This window comes from Skermanella sp. (genome assembly GCF_059503625.1).
The window spans coordinates 1-6,611 of sequence record NZ_JCACHA010000965.1; the positions used below are offsets into that span (position 1 = coordinate 1).

Below are 6,611 nucleotides of genomic sequence, written 5' to 3' on the forward strand. Positions count from 1 at the left end.
GCCGTAAAGGATGGTCGGAATGCCGGCGGCGCTGTACAGGCGTGCGTCGGTGTAGAGCGGTACGCCGTTGGCAGGAACCTCCTCCCCCATGATCTCCCTGCCGTAGCGCTGGATGATCTGCACCATCTTCTCGGAGCCGGCCAGCGGCATCAGGGGGCGCGCCAGCAGGATTCGGCGGATGTTCACCCTGATGCCCGGCATCTCGGAACAGGCCTTTTCGATGAAGCCGAACATGTCGCGTTCGACCTGTTCCGGGTTCTCTTCGGGCACCATGCGGCGGTCGATGCGTAGCGTGACGACGTCCGGCACGACGTTGGTGTTGATGCCGCCGCTGATCAGTCCGACCACCAGCGACGGGTGATCGATGCCTTCGACCTTCGACTTGATCGCCTTGAATTCCGTATCGTTCAGGGCGTAGAGCGCGGTCAGCAGCTTGTTGGCGGCGCGCAAGGCATCGACGCCGGTATCCGGCCGGGCGGCATGCGCGGAGCGTCCTTCGATCCGCACTTCCAGATGCTGGCAGCCGTTGTGCGCAACGACGATGTTGTATGAGAAGCCGGCACTGATCGCGAGGTCGGGCTTGCTGATCCCCTGCTCCAGCAGCCAGCCCGGTCCGATCTGACCGCCGGCTTCCTCGTCGTAGGTCAGGTGAAGCTCGACCGTGCCGCCCAGCGGCAGGCCGCTCTCCTCTAGAGCCTTCAGCGCGAAGGCATAGGTCGCGAAGTCCGACTTCGAGACCGCGACACCCCGGCCGTACATCACGCCGTCGCGGATCTCCGCGCCGTACGGATCGGACGACCACCCTTCGCCCGGCGGCACGACATCGCCATGCGCGTTCAGCGCCACGACGGGACCGGGGCCGAACTTGCGGCGGATCACCAGGTTGGTGGCGCTGATCATGCCGTTGGCCTTGACCAGATCATCCGGAACATCGTGACGTTCGACCGTGAAGCCCAGCTTTTCGAGCAGTTCGGCCGAGCGGCGGGCATGGGGGGCGCAATCGCCGGGAGGGTTGTCCGAGGGCACCTTGACCAGTTCCGCCAGGAACTCGACCTGGGTCGCATGCTGCTGGTCGACATAGGCGCGGATCTTGTTCTGCTGGTCAGGTGTCATGGCGTCCCTCTTGGTTTCTGGAAGTTTCGGTTTCTGGTTTCTTCGACGATTGATGTCTTCGACGGCTGGCATCTCCGGCGAGCTGCCGCGACGTTAAACGCGAGAAATGGATTTTTCAATGACTATATAATCTGAAAATTGAATTTCGAACAAACCGAGAAGGCGCGGATATGCCGATCCGCCTCTCGCTCTAAAATCGATAGAGTGGCTGGTATCGGCATGAAGCCGCCCGGAACAAAGCCGAACAAGCAGCCGTTGGAGCGTTGATGACCGAAACCATTCCCCTGACGCCGCAGACGGGACGCCCGGACAGGTCCGAAGGTCCCGGAGCGCGCCTGCCGCTTCGTCTGGTCGACCTGATCCTGATCGTCGCCCTCGCGGTCGGCGCATTGATGGCATTCCGGTTGCTGATTAGCCCGCGCGAGGTCACGACGGCGACGGTGGTCGCCCTTCTGATCGGCCAGAACGCCGTCCTGCTGGCGATCGTCTGGCTGGTCGCGATGGTTTATCGCGGCACGACGCTGCGACAGCTGGGTTTCGTGCCGGCATCGGCCTCCTGGTACCGGCGGGTTGTGCCCATCGCGATCTTCCTCCAGATCGTCGTCATCCTGACCAACGTGCTGATTTCGCTATGGATGGGGAAGCCGTTCGAGAATCCTCAGATCCCACTGATCATGCCGGACCCGACCGACTGGGGAGCGATGGCCGGGATGTTCGTCGCGACCGCCATCGTGGCTCCGGTGGTGGAGGAGCTGACCCTGCGCAGCGTCCTCTATGGCTGGCTCCGGAAACATTCGGCTCCAATCGTCGCCGCCGGGATCAGCGCCGCCGCCTTCGCGGCACTCCATGGCAGTCTTGTACTGCTGCCGGGAACATTCCTGGTCGGGCTGACGCTGGCGTGGACTTATGAACGGAGCGGATCGATCCTGCCGGGAATGCTGGTGCATGGATGCTTCAACGCCATCTCGACGCTTCTCGTGTTCGGAGTCGCGATAGCCCAGCCGGCCTGAAGCTTTTCCTGAACCGTCCCCGAATCCAAGGAACATGTGGCCCGAATCGAATGAGCAAAAAACCCAGCAAGCCAGTCCTTGCCTGTGTCATGGGCGATATGAACATGGTGCGGGCGCTGGGAATGGGCGGCATCGGCTGCGCCGTGGTCACCCAGCCCGGCGATCCGGTCCTGCATTCCCGCTATACGACACAGGCGATGTTCTGGGAGGATTTCGAGAACGGCGGCGAGCCGCTGATCGACATGCTGATGCGGTTCGCCGCGACTCAGTCTGAACCGCCCGTCCTCTATTATCAGCAGGATGCCCAGTTGCTGATGGTTTCCCGGCAGCGGGAGCGGCTGTCGAAAGCGTTCCGGTTCGTCGTACCCGAAGCGACTTTGGTGGAGGACCTTGTCGACAAGGCGCGCTTCCAGATGCTGGCGGAACGCCTGGACCTGCCGGTGCCGCGAACCCGCCGGATCGATCTTGCGACGGGAACGCCTCCGGCCTCGCCGCCGGACCTCGATCTCCGCTTCCCGATCGTGATCAAGCCGCTTACGCGGTTCATCGCCTGGGTCAATGTCGGCGGCGAAGGTAAGGCGCTGGAGGTCCAGGACCGGGAGGCTCTCTCGAGGATCTGGCCTCACTTGGTCGCCGGACGCATGGACCTGTTGGCGCAGGAGATGGTCCCCGGCCCGGAAACGAAGATCGAAAGCTACCATTGCTACGTCGATCAGCAGGGCACCGTGGTCGGCGAATACAGCGGGCGCAAGATCCGTACATTCCCCCGGGACCTTGGCCACAGCACGGCGCTGACGATCACCGATGCGCCGGATGTCGTAGAACTGGGGCGGGAACTGGTTGCCAGGCTCAACTTCAGCGGCGTCGCGAAGTTCGACTTCAAGCGCGCCCCCGACGGCAGCCTTCATCTGCTGGAAGTCAATCCACGCTACAATCTGTGGCACTATGTCGGCGCCGTCGCCGGGGTCAACCTGCCGGCGCTGGTCCATGGCGACCTGACCGGTTTGCCGAGACCGGCCCCGGTCAAGGCGAAAGCCGGAGCATCCTGGTGCAACATCACCCGCGATCGTCAGGCGGCCCGCGAATACGGCATGCCGATGTCCCGGTGGTGGCCCTGGATGATCCGGTGCGAGGCCAAGTCGATCGCCTGGGACGACCCCATGCCCTTCCTGCGCAACACTCTGGCGCGCGTTCTGCCGGCACGCGCCCGATGATCGCCGTAATCTCGGACATCCACGCCAACCTGGAAGCGCTGGAGGCGGTGCTTGCGGAAATCCGCCAGGAGCGGATCGGCACCGTCGTCTGCCTGGGCGACATCGTCGGATACAATGCCGATCCGTCCGAATGCATCAGCAGGCTGCGCGACGCGGAGGCCGTCTGCATCGCAGGCAACCACGACCGCGCGGTCACCGGCCAAATCACCACGGAAGGCTTCAATCCACTGGCGGCGCGCGCCGTGGATTGGACACGTGCCCGCCTGACACCGGACGAGTTGGATTGGCTGGCTGCGCTGCCGTTGAAGACGGTGATCGAGGACAGGCTGGTTGCCGTCCACGGCGCCCTTCATCCGGATGTGGGGTGCGAGCTGGTCAGGCTGAACACGGATGAGAAGCGGCTCCTGAGCTTCCAGGCTCTTGCCGCCCATCCCACGGGTGTCCGGATCTGCGCCTTCGGCCATACCCATCGGATCGGCATCTACGAGATGTGCGACGGCGCAGTGACCGCGCATGAAGACCGGACGGTGGCGCTCCGGGACGATTCGTTCTATCTCGTCAATCCCGGTACGGTCGGTCAGCCCCGTACATCGGACCGGCGTCCCAGCTATCTGGTGCTCGACCCCGATGCCGGGACGATCGGCCTGCGGCGCGTCCGCTACGATGCATCCAAGGCACTGGCGAAAACGCGCAAGGCCGGGCTGGCTCCCCGCTTCTCGCGCCTGCCCGAGCCGATAAGGACGCCGCTGCGGCGCGTCTACAAGGCGATCGTCGGGTGAGGACCGGCGCTAGGGTGTCGGCCGCTGCTCCAAGCCCTTCATCCGCCGCCGCCAACGCCTGAGAGCCAGTTCGATCCGGTGCAGCTTGTCCTCCAGCCGGCTGGACAACCGGTCGGGCGACAGGGTGATCCAGTTCATCGATGTCTGGGCGTTCGACAAATGGGCCTTGTGCCCTGCCCCGCCCGCCATGAAATCGTAGCATTCCTCGCCGCGCGCGAGCGCGTCCTCTATCGCAAGGACGTGGCTGACCAGCCCCGGTTTGATGCGGTTGTCGTCCTCGTAGGCGAAGCCGCTCTGATAGTTCAAGACGCGGCCGCGCCAGACGAAGTTGTAGAGATAACCGAAATCCTGTCCTCCGGCCGAAAGACGGCAGAGACGCACGACACCGGCATCCATGCCCCGGCGAATAAGGTCGCGGTGCAACGGGCCGAAAGCGGGATTGGCGAAGGAACCGGTCTTCCCTCTAGCCTCCCACGCGGCCCGGTGCAGCCGCTCGAGCCCATCGAAGAACTGCAGCGCCTCATCGGCATCCTTGGCGACGCGGTACTCGATGCCGCCCCGCGCTTCATAGAGCCGGACCGCTCGACTGACGGCGGCGCGCGTGCTGCGGCCAAGGCCGGCGCGATAGGTACCGCCGCTCCGGCGGACAAGTTCCAGATCGACCAGCCGCGCCGCGTCGGCCCTGCGCACTTGAAGCCTGTGACCGAGCGAGGATGCCACGCCGCGCGCCAGCACTTCCTCCCGCGCGCCCAGTCCAGCCAGGACCAGTGCGGCGCATCCCGGCAGCTTGCGTGCCATCCACAGCAGGCTCTCCGCTATGGTCCGGTCGGCGCAGGCACGGTCCACGAGGATGCCGTTGTACTCGATGGTGAGGCCGTCGAACACCGGGTCGCCGGTTTCGTGGAGCAGCCAGGACGGCATCGGCAGGATGCCGTAGCGCCTGATCGCGCGGCGGCACAGGATGGCCAGACCGACGATCCGGTCGTTCCGCCGAACCACCATCGCATGGGCCTTGGCGCCCGCCGGCAAATGCTTCAGCCAGGGACCGATCCAGTGCCATGACAGAAAGAACGATCCATCCGCCCTGGTTTCCAGATCTTTCCAGGCATCTTCGAGCCAAGCGTTGTCCTGGTTGATTGAACCGTCGATCGGCAGGAGTTCGACCGCGACAGGCGCATCTTCCATCGCCTCACCGTAATCGCGGACGAGCATCATGCTGTCACTCACAGTTCAGGCCCCCTCAGATAAGTCAATTTCAATGGAACGCCCCTAAAACAAGCAATTGAATTAAAGACTTGTGGACACCAATTCCTGGTTTCGCAACATCTCGCACTCCCTATAGAGCTATTTTTGTATTTGAAACAACTGGCTGCCATAAGGAAGACCGCGCGCATCGGATTTACGCCCGATGTGGGCGGCGTTTCCGATAGTATCGGCGCCTGTCACATCGAGACAAAAAAGCTGGACTGGACTGATTCTACGGTGGTAGCGTGATAATTACATATCAGCCATGTCATTCACCGGCCACCTGCGTCAGGGGGTCGCGGTAATTTTTGTTGTGCGTTTCGCTGTCATTGTACATATATGTGGGCTGTTCGACCCGGTGACAGCCAGATAAGACGCAATGTCCAACATCCTGAGAGAGACGGTTCTCGAAGTCCATCACTGGACCGAAAACCTGTTCACCCTGAAGACGACCCGCGACCCCGGCTTCCGCTTCGACAGCGGCGAGTTCGCCATGATGGGCCTGGAAGTGGACGGTCGTCCGCTGCTGCGCGCCTACAGCGTGGTCAGCGCTCCCTATGACGAGCAATTGGAATTCCTGTCGATCAAGGTGCCGAACGGCCCTCTGACCAGCCGGCTCCAGCACGTCAAGCCGGGCGACACGATCCTCGTCAATCGGAAGGCTACCGGGACTTTGCTGCTCCACAACCTGGAACCGGGCAAGAACCTGTGGCTGCTGTCCACCGGTACGGGCTTGGCGCCGTTCCTGTCGATCATCAAGGACCCGACCGTCTATGAGCGGTTCGACCGCGTCATCCTGACCCATACCGTTCGCAACAAGAACGAACTGGTATGCGGTGAAAAGGCGCTGGAGGACCTGAAGGCGAACGAGTACATCGGCGAGTTGGCGGCTGAAAAGCTCATCTACTATCCGACCGTGACCCGCGAGCCGTTCCGGAACGAGGGCCGCATCACCGACCTGATCCGGTCCGGCAAGGTATTCGCCGACCTGGGGCTGGAGCCGCTCAACACGGCTGACGACCGCGTCATGATCTGCGGCAATCCCCACATGACGGCCGAATTGACCAAGTATATGGAAGACCAGGGTTTCGAGATGGGCGCCAACAACAAGCCCGGCACCTTCGTGATCGAAAAGGCTTTCGCCCAGCGCTAAGCGGTTACCCGCTCAGCGTTCCCTGCCCTTCGGACTGCTTACTGACGGGACGTGAGCGCCACAAGACGCTCCCAGTTCAGCACCGACGCGATATGGA

Annotated in this window: 6 protein-coding genes; 4 read left to right on the forward strand and 2 right to left on the reverse strand. The window is 63.0% G+C overall.

What is annotated here, in order from left to right:
• Positions 1-1,113 (reverse strand): M20/M25/M40 family metallo-hydrolase (locus AC5JJ6_RS35435; protein WP_496046543.1); only part of this gene is annotated, 1,113 nt, incomplete at its 3' end.
• Between the two features lie 266 nt (positions 1,114-1,379).
• Between AC5JJ6_RS35435 and AC5JJ6_RS35440 the strand changes: the two genes are divergently transcribed.
• From AC5JJ6_RS35440 to AC5JJ6_RS35450, 3 genes are read left to right on the forward strand one after another with little or no spacing between them, the layout of a single operon-like run.
• Positions 1,380-2,123, forward strand: coding sequence for a CPBP family intramembrane glutamic endopeptidase (locus tag AC5JJ6_RS35440; RefSeq protein ID WP_496046544.1), 744 nt, complete (start codon positions 1,380-1,382; stop codon positions 2,121-2,123).
• Between the two features lie 50 nt (positions 2,124-2,173).
• Positions 2,174-3,337 (forward strand): carboxylate--amine ligase, encoded by a 1,164-nt coding sequence (locus tag AC5JJ6_RS35445; RefSeq protein WP_496046545.1) that lies wholly within the window; start codon positions 2,174-2,176, stop codon positions 3,335-3,337.
• Positions 3,334-4,116: a metallophosphoesterase family protein gene (locus AC5JJ6_RS35450; RefSeq protein WP_496046546.1), complete on the forward strand. Its 783-nt coding sequence runs from the start codon at positions 3,334-3,336 to the stop codon at positions 4,114-4,116. The genes AC5JJ6_RS35445 and AC5JJ6_RS35450 overlap by 4 nt, the downstream gene beginning before the upstream one ends.
• 9 nt (positions 4,117-4,125) lie before the next feature.
• Here the strand turns inward: AC5JJ6_RS35450 and AC5JJ6_RS35455 are convergent, their stop codons facing one another.
• On the reverse strand, positions 4,126-5,331 hold the full coding sequence (locus tag AC5JJ6_RS35455; protein WP_496046547.1) for a GNAT family N-acetyltransferase: 1,206 nt from the start codon (positions 5,329-5,331) through the stop codon (positions 4,126-4,128).
• Between the two features lie 409 nt (positions 5,332-5,740).
• On the opposite strand from AC5JJ6_RS35455, the gene AC5JJ6_RS35460 reads away from it, so the two are divergent.
• On the forward strand, positions 5,741-6,514 hold the full coding sequence (locus AC5JJ6_RS35460) for a ferredoxin--NADP reductase (protein WP_496046548.1): 774 nt from the start codon (positions 5,741-5,743) through the stop codon (positions 6,512-6,514).
• Positions 6,515-6,611: the final 97 nt, after the last annotated feature.